Source organism: Actinomycetospora sp. TBRC 11914 (assembly GCF_012933465.1).
Lineage (GTDB): Bacteria > Actinomycetota > Actinomycetes > Mycobacteriales > Pseudonocardiaceae > Actinomycetospora.
In genome coordinates, this window is sequence record NZ_JABBND010000013.1 from 1 (window position 1) to 19924 (window position 19924).

Consider the following 19924-nt stretch of genomic DNA (forward strand, 5'->3'; position numbering starts at 1 on the left):
GACCACTCCTGCTGCCCCACGTGCTCGTGATCACCCGGCCGACACCAGCCGACGCGGCGGATCGGCCTCGATCGGCTCGTCTACCGCTGTCTAGCGCGAATCCGAGACGGCCCGATGGTCCGTGAGACGAATCGAGAGCCGCCGCGATCCCGTGACGCAGGTAACACCTCGCGACGACGGCCGATACCCGGGATAGACCGTCCAGAGCAATGGAGCACGTCCCATGAGCACGTCCGCCGCCGCCCCGCCCCGCTCGATCCCCGCTCCGCGCCGCTCGCCGGAGTCCGACCCGGCGATCACGCCCCGCGACCGGGCGGTCCTGCTCGCGGTCGCGGCCGGGCGCTGCACCGTCAGCCCGGACCCGGGCGCCGGCCTGCTCATCGACGGCCGGCCCTGCGCCGACCAGTTCGCCGGGCAGCGCCTCCTCCGCGCGGGGCTGGTCGACGTCGTCGCCGAGCCGCCCGGGCGCCCGAGCACGACGGTCCTCACCGCCGCCGCGGTCGGGCTCCTCGGACTGCCGATCGCGCTCTGACCTCGGGACCCCGCGTCAGACCCCGGCGGTCTCCCGCCGGGCCGGCCCCGGCAGGACCGGCATCGCCTCGTACCCCCGCAGGATGCGGGTGGGACGCCGGCGGGCCTCGCCGGCCGGGGCCATCTCGGGGAAGCGCTCGAAGAGCGCCCGCAGGGCGACCTCGCCCTCCATGCGGGCGAGCGCGGCGCCGAGGCAGTAGTGGATGCCGCTGGAGAAGGCGACGTGCTCGCGGGCGTTCTCCCGCCCGACGTCGAACCTCGCGGGGTCCGCGAAGACGTCGGGGTCCCGGTTCGCGCCCGCCAGCACCGTCACCACCAGCGAGCCCGCCGGGATCTCCTCCCCCGCGACCACGGTGTCGCGGCGCGCCATCCGCGCCGTCCGCGACACCGGCGACTCCACCCGGAGCACCTCGTCGACCGCGGTCGGCCACAGCGACGGGTCCGCGGCGAGCCGCGCGCGCTGGTCCGGGTGGTCGAAGAGCAGCCGTGAGCCGTTCGCGACGAGGTTCACCGTGGTCTCGAACCCCGCGGCGAGCACCAGCAGGGCCGTCGAGACCAGCTCGTGCTCGGTCAGCCGGCTGCCGTCGTCGTCGGCCACCGTGACGAGCTGGGAGAGCAGGTCCTCGCCGGGGTCGGCGCGCAACCGCCGCAGGTGCCCGGTCATCCACCGGTGCAGGGCGGCCACGTTGGACTGGACGAGCTGCCAGCGCTCCCGGGGCAGCCCGAGGTCGAGCGCGGCGGCGGCCCCGTCGCCCCAGGCGAGGAACTGCCCGCGCATCGTGGTGGGGACGCCGAGCATCTCGGAGATCACGGTGACCGGGAGCAGGCTCGCGTAGCGCTCCACCAGGTCGACCGGCCCGTCGCCGGCGCCCGCGAGCTCGTCGAGGAGCTCGGCGGCGATCTCCTCGGTCCGCCCGCGCAGCGGCGCCACCCGGCGCGCGGTGAACGCGCGGGTCACCAGCCGCCGGTAGCGCGTGTGGTCCGGCGCGTCGACGGCGAGCATGGACGGCGGGTCGATCGGGCCCGGGTACGGCGGCGGCCCGGCGAGGCGCAGCGCGAGCCGCACCGCGGCTGGCATCGACCCGTCCCGGTCGGCGACCCCGAAGTCCTCGCTGCGCAGCACCTCCGTGCAGACGTCGTGGTGGACGCTGACCCGGGAGAACGCGCCGCGGGCGAAGGGCCGGTGCTCGCGCAGCCGCTCGTAGTGGGTGAACGGGTCGCCCTGCAGGTCGGGGTCGAGCAGCAGCGCGGCGTCGGGGTTGCCCCGGCGCGCCTGGCGCCGGATCGCCGCGCGCATCAGCCCGTGCGTGGCCGCCCACCGCACCGTGCTGTGCACCCGTCCGGGCCCGTCCGATGGCATGCCCGTCCCCCGATCACGACGCCGACTGGTACGGCACTGTACCGATCGGTGGCGGGACGCGTCGAGCCGAGTCCCGCGGGTACTCCCGGGCCCGTGCGCACCTCCGTCTCCGCCCGCGGGCCCGTCCACCCCGACGAGGCCTGGGAGCGCTACGCCGACCTGGACCGCTGGCCGCGCTGGGCACCGCAGATCAGCGGGGTCACCGCCGCGCGCCGCCGGCTCGAGCCCGGCCTGACCGGGACCGTCCGGGCCGCGGGGCTAGTGCACGTGCCGTTCGAGGTGCTCGCCGTCGACGAGGTGGCGCGCACCTGGTCGTGGCGGGTCCGGGTCGGTCCGGTGCGGCTGGTCCTGCAGCACGGGGTGGAGCCCGACGGCGACGGCACCCGGTCCTGGCTCGTCACCGAGGGCCCGGCGCTCGTCGTCGCCCCCTACACACCGGTCGCGTTCGTCGCGCTGCACGCCCACGTGGGTCCGCACGCGCGGGCGCTGCGGGGCTGAGGAGGGCCACGGCGATGGGCGACGAGGTCATCCGGCTGGTGCTCGTGGCGGACACCCACCTGCCGTCGCGGGCGAAGGAGATCCCCGACGAGGTCTGGGCGGCGGTCGAGGCCGCGGACGTCGTCGTGCACGCGGGCGACTGGACCTCCCCGCCCGCCCTCGACGCCTTCGAGGCCCGGTCCGCCCGTCTCGTCGCGTGCTGGGGCAACAACGACGGCGACGAGCTGCGCGCCCGCCTGCCCGAGGTGGCCCGGGTCGAGCTCGGGGGTCTGCGGTTCGCGGTCATCCACGAGACCGGCGACGCGCGCGGCCGGGAGCGGCGGTGCGACGAGTGGTTCGGGCCGGCGTCCGACGAGCCCGCCGACGTCGTGGTGTTCGGCCACAGCCACATCCCCTGGGACTCGACGACGCCGGGCGGGGTCCGCCTGCTCAACCCCGGCTCCCCGACCGACCGGCGCCGCCAGCCCGTCGCCACGTTCCTGACCGCCGACGTCGCCGGCGGGGTCCTCACGGTCGGGCGACACGAGCTCCCGCCGCGCGTCCGGTAGCGTCGCCGCTGATCACGAACGGTGAGGGCCGGACCGGCGCCCCGGCGGGCGTGAGGTCCGCGTGACGACCGGCCCGTACCGATTTCGACGATCACGAGCAACGTCGGGGTGGTCCCGACCGTCCCCCTGCATGAGCACGGTCAGTGATGCCCGTACCGTTCACCCGTCACGTCGACGTGCACCACGACGACGCAGTACCGACCGGCTCCACCAGTGACACCGACGGGAGGACGGCAGTCGTCTCCGTTCCCGGGAGACCCCGGGCACGATGCACGACGCCACGACGACGAGGGACGCACGGACCCGCTGTGCGCCCCCTGCCATCGAGACGAAACGGCCCGATGACGCTTCTTGCCGAGAGACCTGCCGACGAGGTCGACGAGAGTGAACTCGTCGTCGGACGTCGCATCCAGGAGTTCTCGCAGCTCGCGGGACCGATCCGCGAGCTGGACGGCGACGGCCACGACTACCGGGTGTCCTACCGGGGTGTCGAGGCCGTGCACGGCCGAGGGCGCGTGTGGCGCTCGCTCGCCGTCGCCGCCCTGAACTTCGCCTTCGAGGCGCTCTTCTTCCTCTGGCTGCTGCACCCCTCGCACCGCCCGCCGGTCACGGGGCCGGCGATCGCGCAGTACGCGAACTGGGTCGTCATCGGCTCCATCGGCCTCATGGAGCTCCTGCGGCTGATCAACGTCTTCTCGCTGTCGCTCGCCTCGGTGATCTCCCGCGACCCGGTGCCGGTCCCGCCGCAGCCGAACCAGCGGATCGCCTTCCTCACCACGATCGTCCCGAGCAAGGAGCCGATCGACGTCGTCCGCGGCACGCTGCAGGCCGCGCTGCGCATCCGCTACCAGGGGATCCTCGACGTCTGGATCCTCGACGAGGGTGACGACCCGGCGGTCCGCGCGATGTGCCGCGAGCTGGGCGTCAACCACTTCACCCGCAAGGGCATCGATAAGTACAACCGCAAGAAGGGCGCCTTCAAGGCGAAGACTAAGCACGGGAACTACAACTCGTGGGTCGCCGAGCACGGCGACTCGTACGAGATCTTCCTGTCGGTCGACCCCGACCACGTCCCGCTGCCGAACTACGCCGAGCGCATCCTCGGGTACTTCCGGGACCCGGACGTCGCCTTCGTCGTCGGCCCGCAGTGCTACGCCAACGACGAGACGTTCGTGACGCGGGCCGCCGAGTCCCAGCAGTTCCCGTTCCACTCGCTCATCCAGCGCGCGGCCAACCGCTACAACGCGGCGATGCTGGTCGGGACGAACAACGCGATCCGCATCAGCTCCCTCAAGGGCATCGGCGGCCTGTCGGACTCGGTCACCGAGGACATGGCCACCGGCCTGAAGTTCCACGCGCGGCGCAACCCGGAGTCCGGGGCCCGCTGGAAGTCGGTGTACACGCCCGACGTCCTCGCCGTCGGTGAGGGCCCGTCGTCGTGGGGCGACTTCTTCTCCCAGCAGATGCGCTGGTCGCGGGGCACGTTCGAGGTGCTCCTGACGGAGTTCTGGCGGCGGCTGCCGAAGCTCTCCCCGGGCCGCGCGCTGCACTACTGCCTGATCACGACCTTCTACCCGTCGATGGCGATCGGCTGGATCCTCGGCGCGGTCAACGCGGTGCTCTTCCTCTCGCTGGGCGTCCAGGGCGTCGTCGTGCCGGTGCAGCTGTGGCTCGCGCTCTACATCGACGCCACCGCGTTCCAGCTCTGGGTCTACCTGCGCAACCGGCGCTACAACGTCAGCCCCTACGAGGCGGAGGGCTCCTCCGGCGTCAAGGGCATGCTGATGTCGATCTACGCGTCGCCGATCTTCGCGGCGTCGCTGATCGCGACGCTGCTGCGGCTGCCGGCGCGCTTCGTTGTCACGCCGAAGGGCCTCTCGTCCACGGCCGACCACGTGCTGACCTTCCGCCGGCACCTGCAGTGGGCGCTGGTCCTCGTCGCGGCGATCGTGACCTCGATCGTCATGGGCTACGCCGCGCCGGCGGTGCTGCTGTGGCCCGTGGTCGCGCTGTGCGCCTGTCTGGCGCCGCCCGCGCTGTGGATCATCGAGCGGGTCGTGGGCCGCCAGCCGGTCCTGACCGCCGAGGGCCCGAGCACGTCCCAGGGCCGCACGGGCATCACCACCGAGTCGCTGCAGCGCGCCGCGCTCGACGCGCTCATCGCCCAGGGACCGGACTCCGAGCCCTTCCGCTCGCCGCTGGCCGAGCGGCTGCCCGACGGCTGGGTGCGCAACGGCGTGCCCGCCACCGTCGGGGCGGGCGTCGGGTCCGGCCTGGACGCCCCGACGACGGCCGTGCGGCCCGGCGAGCCCGGGCGGCCCGTCGCGGGCCGGCCGCCGCGCGAGGTCACCTCGGGGGACCGCTACCACCCGCTGCCCGCCGGCTGGGTGCGTGACGGCGAGGCCCCCGAGACCGAGGTGCAGCGCGCCGGCGCCCCGTCGCCCGGCCCGCGGGCCAACGGGCTCCGGCCGCGCGCCGTCCCCCCGCACGGCGAGCCCCGGCCCCGCCCCGCCGGTGGGCCCCCCACCGGCTCGCCCGTGCCCCCGCCGACCGGCTCGGCCCCGCCCGGGCCCGGCCGACCCGGGTCCGCGCGACCCGGTCCCGGCCAGAGCGGCGCCCCGGCGCCGGGTCCGGCCGCGGGCGGCGCCGCCTCGTCCGGTCCCGGTGCGCCCCGGCCCCCCGCCGGGCCGCGACCGAGCCCGACGCCCCGTCCCGGTCCGGCCCCGGCCGACCCGACCCGGGCACCGGGTCCGGCGCAGCCCGCGGACCGTCCGGCCGCCGAGGCGGCGCGCGGCGGTGAGCAGCCGGCCGAGGGCGAACGACCGACACCGTCCCCGCGCCCGGGCCGGGTGGCCCGTCCCGGCCAGCCCGCACCCTCCGCGGACGGCGTGCAGCCGGCGGACGCGCCGCGGCCCCCCGAGGGACGGGGCGAGAACGGTCGCCCGGCCCCCGGGCCGCGCCCCTCCGCCCGACCCCGGCCCCGGCCCACCGGGGCGGACGCGCCGGCCGCGTCGGCCCGCCCGGGCACGCCGGCTCCCGGCCCGTCGGAGCCCCGCCCCGAGCAGGCGGGACGGACGGCGGCGGTCCACCGCAACGAGATCGCGCCGCTCGAGCGGCGCTCCCGGTCCGCGGCCGGTCGTCCGACGCCGGACGGCGGCGTCGTGGAGGACGGTGCCGCTGCGAACGGCGTCGCGCCCGCCAACGGCACCGTGCCCGCCAACGGCACCGTGCCCGCCAACGGCACCGGCCCCGCGAACGGCACCGGCCCCGCCAACGGCACCGCCGTCCAGGGGACGGGCACCGGGCCCTCGTCGCCCGCGGGCGGCACGGCCGCTCCCGGTCGGCCGTCGCCGTCGGCGCGGCCGCGTCCGGCCCCGGCGGAGGCGTCGGGCGAGCCCGCGGAGCACGACGGGATGACGACCGCGGAGCGGTCGCTGCACGCGTCGACGGTCGCGGTCCGGGTGGTCGCGCTCGCGGCCGTGGCGCCCGCCGTCGCCGCGGCCCGCAGCGACGAGGCCCACCGCCGGGAGCCGGAGCAGACCGAGGCCAGCTGAGACGCGGCGGCGGACCGATCCGCCGCGGCTCGGCGTGCGAAGAACCCCGGGCACGGACCGGTGGTCCGTCCGGCTCCACACCGGGCGTGTGAGCAGGGTGAAGACCGGGGTGCCAATGGGTCACATCGACGTGGATGGGACTCTTGCCCGCGACGAGACCGGGCCCGGAGTCGGGCCCGGGCGCGAGGAACACCGGGGGTGGCTCGGAAGGATGTCGGCACGACGGAGGCGCATCGCGTCGGCGGCGGTGGCCGCGGTCGCGGCGCTGACACTGGCGGCGTGCTCGGGCGGGTCGTCCCAGCAGCAGTCACAGGCACCCCAGACGATCGTGCCGCCGGCGGCGTCGGAGTTCTGGGTGGACCCGGCGTCGGAGGCCGCGAAGCAGGTCGAGCAGTGGCGCAAGGACGGTCGCATCGCCGACGCCGCGCAGCTGGAGAAGATCGCGCGGCAGCCGGTGGCCCGCTGGATCGGCAGCGAGGGCAACACCACGAACGAGGTGAAGGGCGTCGTCGGCGAGGCCAAGCAGGCCGGCCGGACCCCCGTCCTCGTCGCCTACAACATCCCGAACCGCGACTGCGGCCAGTACTCCTCGGGCGGCGCGGAGAACGACGACGCCTACCGCGACTTCGTCCAGCAGATGGCCGACGGCCTCGGCGGCACCAAGGCCGTCGTCGTGCTCGAGCCGGACGCGCTGGCCCAGACCCTCACCAAGTGCGAGGGCCAGGGCGAGCAGGGCGACCGGGAGGGCCTGCTGGCCGACGCGGTGAAGACGCTGAAGGGCGCGGGCGGCGAGGTCTACATCGACGCGGGCAACCCGGGCTTCGTGACCGACACCGGGCAGCTCGCGGACGGGCTGCGGAAGTCGGGGGTCGACGACGCCGCCGGGTTCGCCCTCAACGTCTCGAACTTCCAGACCAACGACGCCGTGGAGGCCTACGGCAAGAAGGTCTCCGACCAGCTCGGCGGCAAGAAGTTCGTCATCGACACCAGCCGCAACGGCAACGGCTCGTACAACGGCCCGGAGCAGCCGACCTGGTGCAACCCGCCGGGCCGGGCGCTCGGCACGCCGCCCACCCGCAACACCGGGGACTCCCGGGTCGCCGCGTATCTGTGGGTGAAGGAACCCGGCGACTCGGACGGCAACTGCCGCGGCGCCCCCGACGCCGGCGACTTCATGCCGGACTACGCGCTCGGCCTCGCGAAGGCGACCAAGAGCTCCTGACGCGTGAGGGGGACCCGCGCCCGCGGGTCCCCCTCACGCCGGTCAGGTGCACGCCGGAATCAGGTCCACGCCACGATCAGGTTCCGTACGCGTGGACCACCGCGGCCATGTCCTCCTCGCCGTGCCCGGCCTCGCTGGCCGCGCGCAGCCGGTCGGCGATGGCGTCGGCGAGCGTGGTCGCGGTGCCGGCCTCGGTCATCGCGTCCCGGATCAGGCTCGTGTCCTTGATGACGCCGTCGAGCTCGAAGGACGGCGTGTAGTCGCCGGTGAGCATGGCCTTGCCCTTGAGCTGCACGTAGGGCGAGTCGACGGCCTGGCCGTCGACCGCGTCGAGGAACTGCTGCGCGTCCAGCCCGAGGCCGCGGGCGAGCGCGATCGACTGGGCGACACCGTTGACCATCGCGCCGATCCACGCGTTGACCGCGAGCTTGAGCTTGCTGGCGTCGCCGAGGGTCTCGGAGACCCACTGGGTGCGGGCCCCCATCGCCTCGAACGGCGCCGCCACCCGGTCGCGCAGGGCCGAGGGGCCGGAGACCAGGAACACCAGCTTCCCGTTCTCGGCGGGGGCCTTGGTGCCGAGCACCGGCGCGTCGAGCACGTCGATCCCGCGCTCGGCCGCGAAGGACTCCACGCGGCGCGTGCCCTCGACGCCGACGGTGCTGCACTGGGCCCAGACGGCCCCCGTCGGCCACGCCTCGGCCACGTCGGCCATCACCGACAGGACCGGCTCGATGTCGAAGAGCATGGTCACGACGACCTCGGCACCGGCGACGGCGTCGGCCGCGCTGTCCGCGACGGTCGCGCCGTCCTCGGCGAGCGGCTTCGCCTTCTCGGGGCTGCGGTTCCAGACGGTGACGTCGTGGCCCTCGCGGAGCAGGCTGCGGGTCATCCCGGCGCCCATGATCCCGGTGCCGAGCACGGCTACTGAAGTCATGGGCGCCGGATACCCTCAGCGGCCCATCGTGAAGAACTCCGCATTGGGGCGCAGAGCGGTCAGGTGGGCCAGGCGGTTCGACATCGCGAACAGGGCGGTGATGGCCCCGACGTCCCAGATCTCGTCCTCGGACAGCCCGGCCTCCCGGGCCGCGTCGACGTCGTCGTCGGTGAACGACGCCGAGTCGACGGCGAGGGTCAGGGCCAGGTCGACGATCGCGCGCTGCCGCCCGGTGAGCTCCGCGCCATAGGGGTTGGCGCCGACGTGGTCGGCGATCTCCGGGTCCTTGGTGCGGATCCGCAGGATCGCCCCGTGCGCGACGATGCAGTAGGTGCAGTGGTTCGCCCCGGAGGTCGCGACGACGACGAGCTCGCGCTCGGCCTTGGAGAGGCCGTCGTCGCTGTCCATGAGGGCGTCGTGGTAGTCCAGGAAGGCCCGCAGCTCGCGGGGCCGCCGGCCCAGCGCCCGGAAGATGTTCGGGACGAACCCGGACTTCTCGGCGATCGCGCCGACGCGCGCACGCAGGTCCTCGGGGAGGTCGTCGAGCTCGACGACGCCGAAGCGGCTCACATCGGTCATGGGCCCGACCGTAGCGGCGCGGTCAGGGCGTCGGGCGGAACGCGACGTGGCAGCGCTGCGCGGTCACGGTCTTGATGTGCTCGACCGCCGGCCCGGCCTGCGCCTGGAGCGTCGCCAGCTCGGCCCGGTCGATCTTCTTCGGGTCCCCGCCGGTCTGCGCGAGCGAGTCGAGGCCCTGCTCGGTGAGGCGCTGGACGGTCCGCCAGTCGGCCGCGAGCTCCGGCGGGGCGGCCGCCACGAGGCCGGCGAGCTGGCGGCGCGTCGCCGCGCTGGCCGCCGTGACGCCGCCCTGGCCGGCCTGCGGGGAGGACTGCTCGGCCTGCACCCGCGCGACGGTGTCGCAGTAGGTCCGGTCGGCCGCGGCCACCGTCGTCGTCGGGGCGGCGGGGACCGCCGGGGCCGGGGAACCCGTCGTCGTCGTGTCGCCGCCGCCGCACGCACCGAGGAGCACCCCGGTGAGCACGAGCCCGGCGGCCAGGGCCGCCCGGCGCCCGCCGACCCGGGGAGCCGCCCCCGGAGCGCTCGTCCCCATCGCGCCGTCCCTCCCCGCGCCCGCCGACCGCCTGCGCACCCGATCGTGGCAGCCGCCGGTCCGGCGTCCCGGCGCGGGTCCCTCGGCGCGCGTTCGCGACCGTCCGGGGTGACGCCGACCCGACGGGGCTCCCTCCTGAGCCGCCGTCGTGTCAGAGTGACCGCCATGCACGTGAGCGACGAACACCGGGCGATCGTCCGACGCTGGTGCGCCCAGCGCGTGCCCGAGTCGCAGCGTGACTCGATGCAGATCTCCTACACCGAGCGCGCGGGCCGCATCACGCTCTCGTGCCGGCGCGCCCCCGTCTTCCCCGAGCTCGCCACCGAGTGGTCCACCGCCCCGATCGCCCAGCTCCGCTTCGACGCCGCCGACGGCCGGTGGGTGCTGCTCTGGCCGGACTCCGGCGGCCGGTGGCACCGCTACCCGGACGAGACGAAGGCCGTGTCCCCGGCGCCGCTGCTCGACATCGTCGACGCCGACCCGACGGGGATCTTCTGGGGGTGAGCAGCGACGACGGAGCGCAGCCCGACCCGGCCACGATCGCGGCGCGCGTCGCGGCGTTCGACGCCGCCCACCGCCGGGAGGTCGACCCCGCCGCGCTCGAGCCGGTCCGCGGTCGTGACGGCGACCTGCGCCCGCCCCGCCGGGCCGCCGTCGCCGTCGTCGTCCTGGACGACCCGGACCGCGGGCCGGGCGTCCTGCTCACCCGGCGGACGTCCGGGCTGCGCGACCATCCCGGACAGTTCGCGCTGCCGGGCGGGTCGGTGGACCCCGGCGAGGACGTCGTCACGGCGTCCCGGCGGGAGCTGGACGAGGAGCTCGGGCTGGCGGTCGGCCCGGACGCCGTGGTCGGCCTGCTCGACGACTACGCGACGCGCTCCGGCTTCGTCATCACCCCGGTCGTCATGACCGTCGCGGCGCCGCTCGACGCGCTCGCGCCGTCGCCGGACGAGGTGGCGCGGGTCTACCACGTGACCCTCGCCGAGCTCGACGTCGAGCCGATCTACCTCGAGATCCCGGAGTCGGACCGGCCGGTGGTGCAGTTGCCGATCGTCGGCCACCGCGTGCACGCCCCGACGGCGGCGGTGATGCTCCAGTTCCGCGAGGTGGCGCTGCGTGACCGTCCGACGCGGGTCGACGGGCTCGAGCAGCCGGTGTTCGCCTGGCGCTGACGATCTCTCGTGGTGACGGTGAAGAAGCCAGAGTACCCACATCGTCGAGAGTTGAGCCCTAGACCGTTAACGACGCGTGACGAGCGCCCCGATCCGGTGCGCCGAGCGGATCCTTCGTGGTTGTGTGGTCAGGCACCCTGACGAAGGAAGTGTGACGCTCGTGTGCGGAATCGTCGCTGCGTACGGTGACATCGATCCCGAGAAGTGCGAGCGCATGCTCGCCCGCATCAACCACCGCGGTCCCGACGACTCGGGCCGCATCCAGCTGGAGACGGCCTGGCTGGGCCACCAGCGTCTGTCGATCATGGACGTGACCGGCGGGAAGCAGCCGATCGCGGACGAGACCGACTCCGCCTACGTCGTCGGGAACGGCGAGATCTACAACCACGAGGCGATCCGGGACCAGCTCTCGGAGGTCCGCTTCGCGACCGACTCGGACACCGAGTCGGCGTTCCGGCTGGTGCTGCGCGACGGCTCGGCGGCCCTGCACGACCTGCGCGGTATGTACGCGCTCGCCATGGCCCACACCGACGGCCACGGCGTCGTCGCCCGCGACCCGATCGGCATCAAGCCGCTGTACTGGGCCCGCCTGGAGAACGTGACGCTGTTCGCGAGCGAGCTGCGGGCCTTCGACGAGGAGGACCAGCCGCACGTCGAGGCCTTCCCGCCCGGCTACGTCTGGACCCCGGGGTTGCCGGGCACCAACGTCGCCGACGGCTCGATGGTCCGGTTCGCCGACGCCGTCCCGGTGCAGGTCCGGCCGGCGCGCTATGCCCCGGACAAGAACTGGGACGAGGCCACCCTCTCGCACGTCCGGATGGTGCTGTCGGACTCGGTCCGCCGGCACATGATGTCCGACGTCCCGGTCGGCGTCTTCCTCTCCGGCGGGCTGGACTCCGCGATCGTCGCCGCGGTGGCCGCGAAGGTCGCGCAGGAGAAGGGCGAGCGGCTGCCGACGTTCGCCGTCGGGACCGAGAACAGCGCCGACCTGCTGGCCGCCCGCGCGGTGGCCGAGTACCTCGGCACGGACCACCACGAGATCATCCCGACCGCGGAGGACCTCGAGGAGGCCCTCGACGAGGCCGTCACGGTGATCGAGCACTTCGACCCGGCGCTGGTGCGCTCCGCGGTGCCGAACCTGCTCCTGGCGCGGGAGGCCGTGAAGCACGTCAAGGTGGTGCTCACCGGTGAGGGCGCCGACGAGCTCTTCGCCGGCTACAGCTACGTCCACGAGGACCCGGCCTTCGCTACGCCGGACGCCCTGCAGGCCGAGCTGGTCCGCTCGATCGAGACGCTGCACGAGCTGAACCTGCAGCGCTGCGACCGCACGACGATGAACTACGGCCTGGAGGCACGCGTCCCCTTCCTCGACGCGACGGTGATGGAGGAGATGCTCGCCATCCCGGCCGAGTGGAAGCTCATGGGCGAGGGGCGCACCGAGAAGCAGCTCCTGCGCGAGGCGTTCCAGGACATGGTGCTCGACGACATCCTCTGGCGCGGCAAGGAGCAGTTCGGCGACGGCTCCGGCGCCGGGGACGTGCTGGCCAAGCTGGTCGAGAAGGAGAAGGCCAAGGAGGGCGCGCAGGGCGCCGAGCCGCCCGCCGTCGAGAACGGCTGGGACCTGCGCAGCGACGAGGAGGTCGCCTACTACCGGACGTGGTTCCGGACGTTCTCGGGCGTGCGGCCGAACCGGACGCTCGGCGCGTTCGCGACGGCATAGGACGGGAGGGCCCCGGGTCGGCCAGGCCACAGATTGCGGCCGCGACGGCCCGGGGTATCCGCGTGACATGAGCAACGTTCCCGCCATCGCGCTCAACAGCGGAGCCTCCATCCCGCAGCTCGGGTTCGGGGTCTTCCAGATCGACCCGAAGGACACGGCGGCGACCGTGCAGACCGCCTTCGAGATCGGCTACCGCCACATCGACACGGCGCAGATGTACGGCAACGAGGCCGAGGTCGGCGAGGCCATCGCGAGGTCGGGTCTCCCGCGGGACGAGCTCTTCATCACCACGAAGTGCAACAACTCGAACCACGGCTACGACGAGTCGCAGCGCGCGCTCGACGAGAGCCTGTCCAAGCTCGGCCTCGAGTTCGTGGATCTCTACCTCATCCACTGGCCGCTGCCGGGCAAGGACCTCTACGTCCAGACGTGGCAGGGCCTCGAGCAGGCCGCGAAGGACGGCAAGGCCCGCTCGATCGGCGTGTCGAACTTCAAGTCCCACCACCTCGACCGGCTCGCGCAGGAGACGGGCACGACGCCGGCGGTGAACCAGATCGAGCTGCACCCGCACCTGCAGCAGCCCGAGATGCGCGCCTACGACCAGCAGCACGGCATCGCCACCGAGGCCTGGAGCCCGATCGGGCAGGGCAAGGGTGTCATCGACGACGACCGCATCGGCTCGATCGCGCAGGCGCACGGCAAGACGCCGGCCCAGGTCACGCTGCGCTGGCACATCCAGCTCGGCAACATCATCTTCCCGAAGTCGGTCACCGAGTCCCGCATCCGCGAGAACTTCGACATCTTCGACTTCGAGCTCACCGACCAGGAGATGTCGACGATCGGCGAACTGGACCAGGGGAAGCGCCTGGGTCCCGACCCCGACGAGTTCGACCGCTGAGACCCCTCCGGTCGCCCTCCCTCGGCGACCGGACGCCGGGACGGCCCGGGTGCCGACGCCCCACCCACGTCGGCACTCGGGCCGTCCGCGTGCTCTCGCCTCCCTGATGCCAGCGAAGCGTCCCTATCGGCGTGCTCAACCGGACGCTGGCAGATCCAGTGGCAGGAAACCCACATCGTCGGGAGGCTCTCCGCATGGGTTTCTGCGACGAGCTCCGAGCCGCGTGGGCGTCGACGTGGGACGCGGCCGTCGGGCACCGGTTCGTCGACGAGCTCTGGGCCGGCACCGTCGACGACGCCGTCCTCGCCCGCTACCTCGTCCAGGATCTCCAGTTCCTCGACGCGTTCGTGGCCCTGCTCGGCGCGGCGGTGGCCTCCGCCGACCGCCCGGGGCCCCGTCTCGTGCTCGCGCGCCAGCTCGGGCTCGTCGCCGGCGACGAGGACGACTACTTCTCCCGCGCCCTCGACCGGCTCGGGGTCCCTGCCGCGCGGCGCCGCGACCCGGAACTGCTCCCGCCCACCCGCGGCTTCCTCGCGCTGATGGACGAGGCCCGGCGGTCGGCCGATCACGCGGAGATCCTGACGGTGCTGCTGGTCGCCGAGTGGCTCTACGCCGACTGGGCCGCCCGTGACGCCGCGCTGCCCGCGGACCCGCTGCACGCCGAGTGGATCGAGCTGCACCGCGGCGAGGCGTTCACCGCGTGGGTGGCGTTCCTGCGCGACGAGGTGGACCGGGTGGCCGCGGGCGGCGCCGACCAGCAGCGGATGGCCGAGGTGTTCGGCCGGGCGGTGACGCTGGAGCTCGCGTTCTTCGACGCCGCCTACGGCTGACCGGGCATCAGGCCGCCGCGCGTCGGAGGTTCGCCAGCCGGCGGCGCTGCGCGTCCAGGTGCGGGCGGGCCCGGCGCTGACCACCCCGCTCCTCGATGGCCGCCGCGAGGTCGTCGAGCACCCGGGCCAACCGCTCGGCGTCCGGGCTCCAGCCCCGCCGCTCGCACTCCTGCAGCCAGTCCACGGCCCCGCGGTGACCCCGCTCGCCGTTGCACCGCCGGCACGCCGCGACCTCGTTCTCCAACCACGACGGCCCGCCCCTGACCTTGGGGACCACGTGGTCGGTGGTGGCGACGACGCGGCCGTCGAGCGGGCGGGCGCACCACAGGCACGTCGCCCCGTCGCGGGCGTGGGCCGCGGCGAGGCGTTCGGCACGCCCGGGCTGTCGCATCCCCTCCAGGATGCCCCGCACCGGCGCCCGCCGGGGATGATCGGTCGCGTGACGACCGAGACGCCGTGGTGGCGCGACGCCGTGATCTACCAGGTCTACATCCGCAGCTTCGCGGACTCCGACGGCGACGGGATCGGCGACCTCGCGGGCCTCACCGACCGGCTCGGCTACCTGGCCGACCTCGGTGTGGACGCGGTGTGGATCAACCCCTGGTACGCATCGCCGCAGGTCGACAACGGCTACGACGTCGCCGACTACCGCGCGGTCGAGCCCGCCTACGGCACCCTCGCCGACGCCGAGAAGCTGATCGCGCGCGCCCACGAGCACGGGCTGCGGGTCATCCCCGACCTCGTGCCCAACCACCTCTCCGCGGAGCACGCCTGGTTCCGCGAGGCGCTCGCCGCCGGGCCCGGTTCCCCGGAGCGCGCCCGCTTCGTCTTCCGCCCGGGCCGGGGTCCCGACGGGGCGGAGCCCCCGACCAACTGGCGCGCCCACTTCGGGGGGCCGGCGTGGACGCGCGTCGCCGGCCCGGACGGTGGACCGGGCGAGTGGTACCTGCACCTGTTCGACCCGGGCCAGCCCGACCTGGACTGGCGCAACGCCGAGGTCCGCGCCGAGTTCGAGTCGGTGCTGCGCTTCTGGTTCGACCGCGGGGTGGACGGGTTCCGGGTGGACGTCGCCCACGGCCTGGTCAAGGACCCGGGGCTCCCGGACCTCGCGGACGTCGACGACCTCACCGGCGCCTCGCTCGGGCCCGGCGCGCACCCGTTCGCCGACCGCGACGAGGTGCAGGAGATCTACGAGTCGTGGCGCCGGATCGCCGAGGAGTACCCCGGCGCCCGGATGTTCGTCGCCGAGGCGTGGGTCCCGAGCCCGGAGCGGCTGGCCCGCTACGTGTCGCCGGGCCGGCTGCACACGGCGTTCAACTTCGACTTCCTCCTCGCGCCGTGGGAGCCCGCGGCGCTGCGGGAGGCGATCGACACGACGACCGGCTACCTGCACGGGGTCGGCGCCCCGGCGACCTGGGTGCTGGAGAACCACGACGTGGTCCGGGCCCCGAGCCGCTACGGCCGCCGTCGGGACGGCGCGGTGGACGTCGCGCTGGGGGAACGGCGGGCCCGTGCCGCGTTCGTGCTGATGGCCGCGCTGCCGGGCGGGGTGTACGTCTACCAGGGCCAGGAGCTGGGGCTGCCCCAGGTCGACGACATCCCCGACGAGGCCCTGCGCGACCCCACCTGGGAACGCTCCGGGCACACCGAGCGCGGCCGCGACGGCTCGCGGGTGCCGCTGCCGTGGACCGCCGGCGGCTCCTCGTTCGGCTTCGGTCCCGACGGCGGGGACGCGCCGTGGCTGCCGCAGCCGGACTGGTTCGGCCGGTACGCGGTCGACGTCGAGTCCGACGACGCCGGGTCCACGCTCGCGCTCGTGCGGGCGGCCCTCGCCCGCCGGGCCGCGCTCGACGCCCTCGGCGAGGGCCCGCTGACGTGGGAGTCCGAGCCCGGCGACCCGGTGCTGTCCTTCCGGCGTGGGCCGGGGTTCGCGTGCGTGGTGAACCTCGCCGCGGCGCCCGTCCCGCTGCCGGAGCACGCCGAGGTCCTGCTCACCAGCGCCCCCCTCGACGACGGTCTGCTCCCGGCGGACTGCGCCGTGTGGCTCAGCGTGGGGTGAGCGACCCCGTCGAGCGCACGGTGTTCCGTCGCTCGGCGGCTGGCGGGACCGGGCGCCGGGCTGCTGGGCTCGACCACACGTCCGTCTCCAGGGAGGCCCCGATGCCACCACCCACCGATGCCCAGTACTTCGAGCTGGGCGACGTCACCCTCGCCCACGGCGCGACGCTCCGGGGGGCCCGCCTGGCCTACCAGACCTACGGCACGCTCAACGCCGACCGCAGCAACGCGATCCTCTACCCGACCTGGTACTCGGGCTGGCACACCGACAACGAGTGGCTGATCGGCCCCGACAAGACGCTGGACCCGGCCGAGTGGTTCATCATCGTGCCGAACATGCTCGGCAACGGGCTGTCGACCTCGCCGTCGAACGCCGCGCCGCCCTACGACCACGCGCGGTTCCCGCTGGTGACCTTCGCCGACCAGGTGGAGTGCCAGTACCGGCTGGTCACCGAGCACTTCGGGATCTCGACGCTGCCGCTGGTCACCGGGTGGTCGATGGGCGCGGGTCAGACCTACCAGTGGGCGGTCGCCCACCCGGAGATGGTGCAGCGGGCGGTCCCGTTCTGCGGGTCGGCCATCACCGCCCCGCACAACAAGGTCTTCCTCGAGTCGCTCGCGACGGCCCTGGTGGTCGACCCGGTGTACGCCGGCGGCGAGTACGACCGGCCGCCGGTGGAGGGCCTGCGCGCCTTCGCCCGCATCTACTCCGGGTGGGGCTTCTCGCAGGCGTTCTACTGGCGCGAGGAGTGGCGCACGCTCGGCTTCACCTCGCTCGACGACTTCCTCTACGGCTTCTGGGAGGCGTTCTTCCGCGACGGGCGGGACCCGAACAACCTGCTCGCGATGCTCCGGACCTGGCACGCCGGGGACGTGGGCAACACCCCGGGCTTCGGGGGCGACACCGAGGCCGCCCTGCGCTCGATCCGGTGCCCGCTGCTCTCCCTGCCCGCGGAGAAGGACCTGTACTTCCCGCCCGAGGACGAGCAGTGGTCCTCGCAGTTCATCCCGCACGGCGACGTGCGCGTGATCCCGGGGGTGTGGGGCCACTTCGCCGGGGGCGGGCAGAACGCGGAGGACACGGCGTTCATCGACGCGGCCCTGCGGGAGGTGCTCAAACAGCCCGGCTACACCGGCTGAGACGCCTACGACGCGAGCAGCGACAGGACCGCGGCGGCCACGGCCGCCAGGCCGACGACCATCCCGGTCACCGCCACCGGGCGTCCCGCCCGGTGGCGTCCGGTGCCCACGGCCGCGCACGCGGTCGCGAGCAGCCCGGCGGCCACGAGGGCGCCGAGGGCGAGCGGGGAGGTCCCGAGCGGCCCGAGGACCGGCAGGTGGGCGGCCGGGGCCGCGGCGGCGACCACCGCGCCGAGCAGGGCGAGCACGCCCAGGACGAGCCCGACGAGCCCGGGCGCGCGCCCGGTGCCGGGCCCCTCGGGGCGCCCGGGACGGCCCCGGCGGTCCGGTCCGGCCACCAGTTCGGTGACGGCGTCGTCGTCGGGCGGGGTGGCCCGGACCGGCGCGGGCTGCGGCCGGCGGGGCGGCGCGGCCGGGACCGCCGGCCGGGCGGCAGTGGCGCGCGCCTGCTCGACGCGCGCCAGGGCGTCGGGGGTGCTGCGCCGGGCGGCGGCCGGGACGGCGTGGCGGGAGAGCTCGGCGGGGCGCGGCGACGCGGCACGCGGGGCGCCGGCACCGGCGGGGGCAGGTGCGGCCGGGGTCGGCGCGCCGCCGGGGTCCGGGGTGCGGTGGCGCCCGGGGACCATCGCCGGGACCGGTGAGGCCGCGACGCCCGCCGGCCGCACCCGCTGCCCGCGGGCCACCGGCACGGCGACGCGCTGGGGATCGGGGCGGGGCGACGGGGTCGGACGGGGCATGCGGGGGCTCCGGACGGTCGAGGGTGCGGCTGCCGGTGGGATCGCCCCCGAACGGGGCCGTGTTACCCGGCCGTGACGCGGACGGGTGCCGGCTGCCTGTCGACGGCGGGCGTCACCGCTCCTGCTCCCGGGTGAGCTCGGCGTACGGCGTCCGGAGGCCGTCGCGCAGCAGGGAGCCGAGCGATCTCCACCGGCGGGCGAAGAGCGCGACCGCGAGCACCACGTAGATCCCGGAGATGATGAGGAGCTCGGCGTCCTGCAGCGGACCGCTGAGCACGGCGGCGAGCACGAACTGGAGGGCGAACAGCCCGACGAGGGCGAGCGCGCCGGTCACCGTGATGGACAGCGTCACCAGCAGCGCCACCGCGAACAACGACTGCGCGGCGGTGAGCAGGAGCTCCTCGCGCTGCTCACCGTCGATCGGCAGGCCGTGCAGCGAGCCGGAGGCCAGCGCGAAGACCAGCGGCAGCGTCCCCACGAGCAGGGACCACTGGTTGACCTTCGAGGAGACCAGGGCGGCGAGCGCGTCGGTCGTCTTCAGCCGCCACGCGTAGAGGCCCGCGACGAGGAGCTCCGGGGCCTCGGAGGCGAAGGGGGCCAACCACTGCACGAGGAAGAACTGGCTGATGCCGAGCTCGGTGCCGGTCTCGACGAGCGAGTCCGCGAAGTGCTCGGCGCAGAGCAGGATGATCGCGGCGGCCACGACGAACAGGCCGATGTACCAGGCGCGCCGCGGCGTCGCGGCCTGCCGCCCGACCCACGCGGAGGGCCCGATGAGCTCCGGGTCCTCGGCGGGCGCCCGGGCGACCCGGATGCTGTACCCGACGAAGATCCCGACGAGCACCACCAGGTCGACGAGCGTGATGCTGACACGGAACGGCAGGGTCAGGGAGTACAGCGTCGCGACCAGCAGGAACACCAGCGGCACCGAGTCGGTGCGCAGCAGCGTGACCCGGGTGGAGTGGCCCTCCCGGCGGAGGGTGCCGCCGTCGCCGTGCGGGTCGCGGCCCCGGGACGCGTCGCGCCGCACCCGGATCGCGGCGAGCAGCACCACCAGCGCCCAGCCGATGCCGACGAGGATCCGGTTGGCGCCGGTCATGTTGGCCAGGGCGAGCCCGCACGGGGACTGCGCCGTCGAGCCCGGCGGCAGGCACGTCGGCCCGTACTGCTGGTAGGCGTTCCCGCCCTGGATGGTGAACACGAAGTCGACCGCGTACTCGGGCAGGACGGCGACGAGCGCGAGCAGCGCGATGGCGAGGCCGGCGGAGATGTCGACCTGCGCGGCCTCGGCCGCCCAGGACAGCAGGAACGCCGCCCCGACGATCGCCAGCCCGTAGAGCAGCGCGTCGACCGGCGGGGAGATCGACAGCCCCGCGACGCTCATCACCACGCCCGGCAGCGCGAGGGCGACGGTCCCGGCCACCAGGAGGGGGGAGCGGTCGCGGCCGCGCGGCGGGGAGGTCCCCGCGGAGTCGGGCATATCGGAGTCCCTACCCGGCACGGGCCCGCGGCACCCGCCCGCCACGCCGTCCCGACCCCCCTGTCGTGTCACCCGACGGTGTCGGGCACCGTGTCGGGCCGGACCGCAGAAGGATCCACGACCGACGACCG

At 74.6% G+C, this 19924-nt stretch carries 19 protein-coding genes; 12 read left to right on the plus strand and 7 right to left on the minus strand.

All coding sequences use genetic code 11. The features are described 5' to 3' along the window. Positions 1 to 223 precede the first annotated feature (223 nt). Positions 224 to 532, plus strand: a complete 309-nt coding sequence (locus HH311_RS19405; RefSeq protein WP_248292808.1) for a hypothetical protein — start codon at positions 224 to 226, stop codon at positions 530 to 532. Positions 533 to 547: 15 nt separating this feature from the next. On the opposite strand, the gene HH311_RS19410 is transcribed toward HH311_RS19405, so the two are convergent. Further along, on the minus strand, positions 548 to 1891 hold the full coding sequence (locus tag HH311_RS19410; RefSeq protein ID WP_169185343.1) for a cytochrome P450: 1344 nt from the start codon (positions 1889 to 1891) through the stop codon (positions 548 to 550). A gap of 93 nt (positions 1892 to 1984) precedes the next feature. Between HH311_RS19410 and HH311_RS19415 the strand changes: the two genes are divergently transcribed. From HH311_RS19415 to HH311_RS19430, 4 genes are all read left to right on the plus strand, one after another. Beyond that, on the plus strand, positions 1985 to 2389 hold the full coding sequence (locus HH311_RS19415) for an SRPBCC family protein (RefSeq protein ID WP_169185344.1): 405 nt from the start codon (positions 1985 to 1987) through the stop codon (positions 2387 to 2389). 29 nt (positions 2390 to 2418) lie between these two features. Then, entirely contained in the window at positions 2419 to 2937 is a 519-nt protein-coding gene (locus HH311_RS19420; RefSeq protein WP_169185472.1) for a metallophosphoesterase, read from the plus strand. A 341-nt stretch (positions 2938 to 3278) separates the two neighbouring features. After that, the gene (locus HH311_RS31020) at positions 3279 to 6491 is read left to right on the plus strand and encodes a glycosyltransferase family 2 protein (protein ID WP_211190503.1); all 3213 of its coding nucleotides are present in this window, start codon (positions 3279 to 3281) and stop codon (positions 6489 to 6491) included. A gap of 211 nt (positions 6492 to 6702) precedes the next feature. Continuing rightward, entirely contained in the window at positions 6703 to 7713 is a 1011-nt protein-coding gene (locus tag HH311_RS19430) for a glycoside hydrolase family 6 protein (protein ID WP_169185345.1), read from the plus strand. Positions 7714 to 7789: 76 nt separating this feature from the next. Here the strand turns inward: HH311_RS19430 and HH311_RS19435 are convergent, their stop codons facing one another. Genes HH311_RS19435 through HH311_RS19445 form a run of 3 tightly spaced genes read right to left on the minus strand, consistent with a single transcriptional unit; the run spans position 7790 to position 9758 of the window. Next, positions 7790 to 8647: an NAD(P)-dependent oxidoreductase gene (locus HH311_RS19435; protein WP_169185346.1), complete on the minus strand. Its 858-nt coding sequence runs from the start codon at positions 8645 to 8647 to the stop codon at positions 7790 to 7792. A gap of 15 nt (positions 8648 to 8662) precedes the next feature. Continuing rightward, positions 8663 to 9226 (minus strand): peroxidase-related enzyme, encoded by a 564-nt coding sequence (locus tag HH311_RS19440; protein ID WP_169185347.1) that lies wholly within the window; start codon positions 9224 to 9226, stop codon positions 8663 to 8665. A 22-nt stretch (positions 9227 to 9248) separates the two neighbouring features. Next, positions 9249 to 9758: a hypothetical protein gene (locus HH311_RS19445; RefSeq protein WP_169185348.1), complete on the minus strand. Its 510-nt coding sequence runs from the start codon at positions 9756 to 9758 to the stop codon at positions 9249 to 9251. 171 nt (positions 9759 to 9929) lie between these two features. Between HH311_RS19445 and HH311_RS19450 the strand changes: the two genes are divergently transcribed. From HH311_RS19450 to HH311_RS19470, 5 genes are all read left to right on the plus strand, one after another. Further along, positions 9930 to 10262 (plus strand): DUF3024 domain-containing protein, encoded by a 333-nt coding sequence (locus tag HH311_RS19450; RefSeq protein ID WP_169185349.1) that lies wholly within the window; start codon positions 9930 to 9932, stop codon positions 10260 to 10262. Next, positions 10259 to 10930, plus strand: a complete 672-nt coding sequence (locus HH311_RS19455) for a CoA pyrophosphatase (RefSeq protein WP_312030248.1) — start codon at positions 10259 to 10261, stop codon at positions 10928 to 10930. Before HH311_RS19450 ends, HH311_RS19455 begins: the two co-directional genes overlap by 4 nt. A gap of 160 nt (positions 10931 to 11090) precedes the next feature. Then, entirely contained in the window at positions 11091 to 12650 is a 1560-nt protein-coding gene (gene asnB / locus HH311_RS19460) for an asparagine synthase (glutamine-hydrolyzing) (protein WP_312030249.1), read from the plus strand. A 67-nt stretch (positions 12651 to 12717) separates the two neighbouring features. Further along, positions 12718 to 13548: an aldo/keto reductase gene (locus HH311_RS19465; protein ID WP_169185351.1), complete on the plus strand. Its 831-nt coding sequence runs from the start codon at positions 12718 to 12720 to the stop codon at positions 13546 to 13548. 194 nt (positions 13549 to 13742) lie between these two features. Continuing rightward, positions 13743 to 14378, plus strand: a complete 636-nt coding sequence (locus HH311_RS19470) for a TenA family protein (RefSeq protein WP_169185352.1) — start codon at positions 13743 to 13745, stop codon at positions 14376 to 14378. Between the two features lie 7 nt (positions 14379 to 14385). Here the strand turns inward: HH311_RS19470 and HH311_RS19475 are convergent, their stop codons facing one another. Beyond that, on the minus strand, positions 14386 to 14769 hold the full coding sequence (locus tag HH311_RS19475) for an HNH endonuclease (RefSeq protein WP_169185353.1): 384 nt from the start codon (positions 14767 to 14769) through the stop codon (positions 14386 to 14388). A 48-nt stretch (positions 14770 to 14817) separates the two neighbouring features. On the opposite strand from HH311_RS19475, the gene HH311_RS19480 reads away from it, so the two are divergent. Both HH311_RS19480 and HH311_RS19485 read left to right on the plus strand, forming a co-directional pair. Then, complete coding sequence (locus HH311_RS19480) at positions 14818 to 16437, plus strand: glycoside hydrolase family 13 protein (RefSeq protein WP_312030250.1); 1620 nt, start codon at positions 14818 to 14820, stop codon at positions 16435 to 16437. Between the two features lie 101 nt (positions 16438 to 16538). After that, positions 16539 to 17576, plus strand: coding sequence for an alpha/beta fold hydrolase (locus tag HH311_RS19485; protein WP_169185355.1), 1038 nt, complete (start codon positions 16539 to 16541; stop codon positions 17574 to 17576). Between the two features lie 5 nt (positions 17577 to 17581). Here HH311_RS19485 and HH311_RS19490 read toward each other — a convergent pair whose 3' ends face one another. Continuing rightward, positions 17582 to 18313 (minus strand): hypothetical protein, encoded by a 732-nt coding sequence (locus HH311_RS19490; protein WP_169185356.1) that lies wholly within the window; start codon positions 18311 to 18313, stop codon positions 17582 to 17584. Between the two features lie 112 nt (positions 18314 to 18425). After that, a complete protein-coding gene (locus tag HH311_RS19495) occupies positions 18426 to 19793 on the minus strand; it encodes a sodium:proton exchanger (protein ID WP_169185357.1) in 1368 nt (455 codons plus the stop codon). Positions 19794 to 19924 lie beyond the last annotated feature (131 nt).

Coding starts and splice junctions, on each gene's coding strand:
- HH311_RS19405 (WP_248292808.1), top strand. CDS start 224: ATGAGCACGTCCGCCGCCGCCCCGCCCCGCTCGATCCCCGCTCCGCGC.
- HH311_RS19410 (WP_169185343.1), bottom strand. CDS start 1,891: ATGCCATCGGACGGGCCCGGACGGGTGCACAGCACGGTGCGGTGGGCG.
- HH311_RS31020 (WP_211190503.1), top strand. CDS start 3,279: ATGACGCTTCTTGCCGAGAGACCTGCCGACGAGGTCGACGAGAGTGAA.
- HH311_RS19430 (WP_169185345.1), top strand. CDS start 6,703: ATGTCGGCACGACGGAGGCGCATCGCGTCGGCGGCGGTGGCCGCGGTC.
- HH311_RS19435 (WP_169185346.1), bottom strand. CDS start 8,647: ATGACTTCAGTAGCCGTGCTCGGCACCGGGATCATGGGCGCCGGGATG.
- HH311_RS19440 (WP_169185347.1), bottom strand. CDS start 9,226: ATGACCGATGTGAGCCGCTTCGGCGTCGTCGAGCTCGACGACCTCCCC.
- HH311_RS19445 (WP_169185348.1), bottom strand. CDS start 9,758: ATGGGGACGAGCGCTCCGGGGGCGGCTCCCCGGGTCGGCGGGCGCCGG.
- HH311_RS19465 (WP_169185351.1), top strand. CDS start 12,718: ATGAGCAACGTTCCCGCCATCGCGCTCAACAGCGGAGCCTCCATCCCG.
- HH311_RS19470 (WP_169185352.1), top strand. CDS start 13,743: ATGGGTTTCTGCGACGAGCTCCGAGCCGCGTGGGCGTCGACGTGGGAC.
- HH311_RS19475 (WP_169185353.1), bottom strand. CDS start 14,769: ATGCGACAGCCCGGGCGTGCCGAACGCCTCGCCGCGGCCCACGCCCGC.
- HH311_RS19485 (WP_169185355.1), top strand. CDS start 16,539: ATGCCACCACCCACCGATGCCCAGTACTTCGAGCTGGGCGACGTCACC.
- HH311_RS19490 (WP_169185356.1), bottom strand. CDS start 18,313: ATGCCCCGTCCGACCCCGTCGCCCCGCCCCGATCCCCAGCGCGTCGCC.
- HH311_RS19495 (WP_169185357.1), bottom strand. CDS start 19,793: ATGCCCGACTCCGCGGGGACCTCCCCGCCGCGCGGCCGCGACCGCTCC.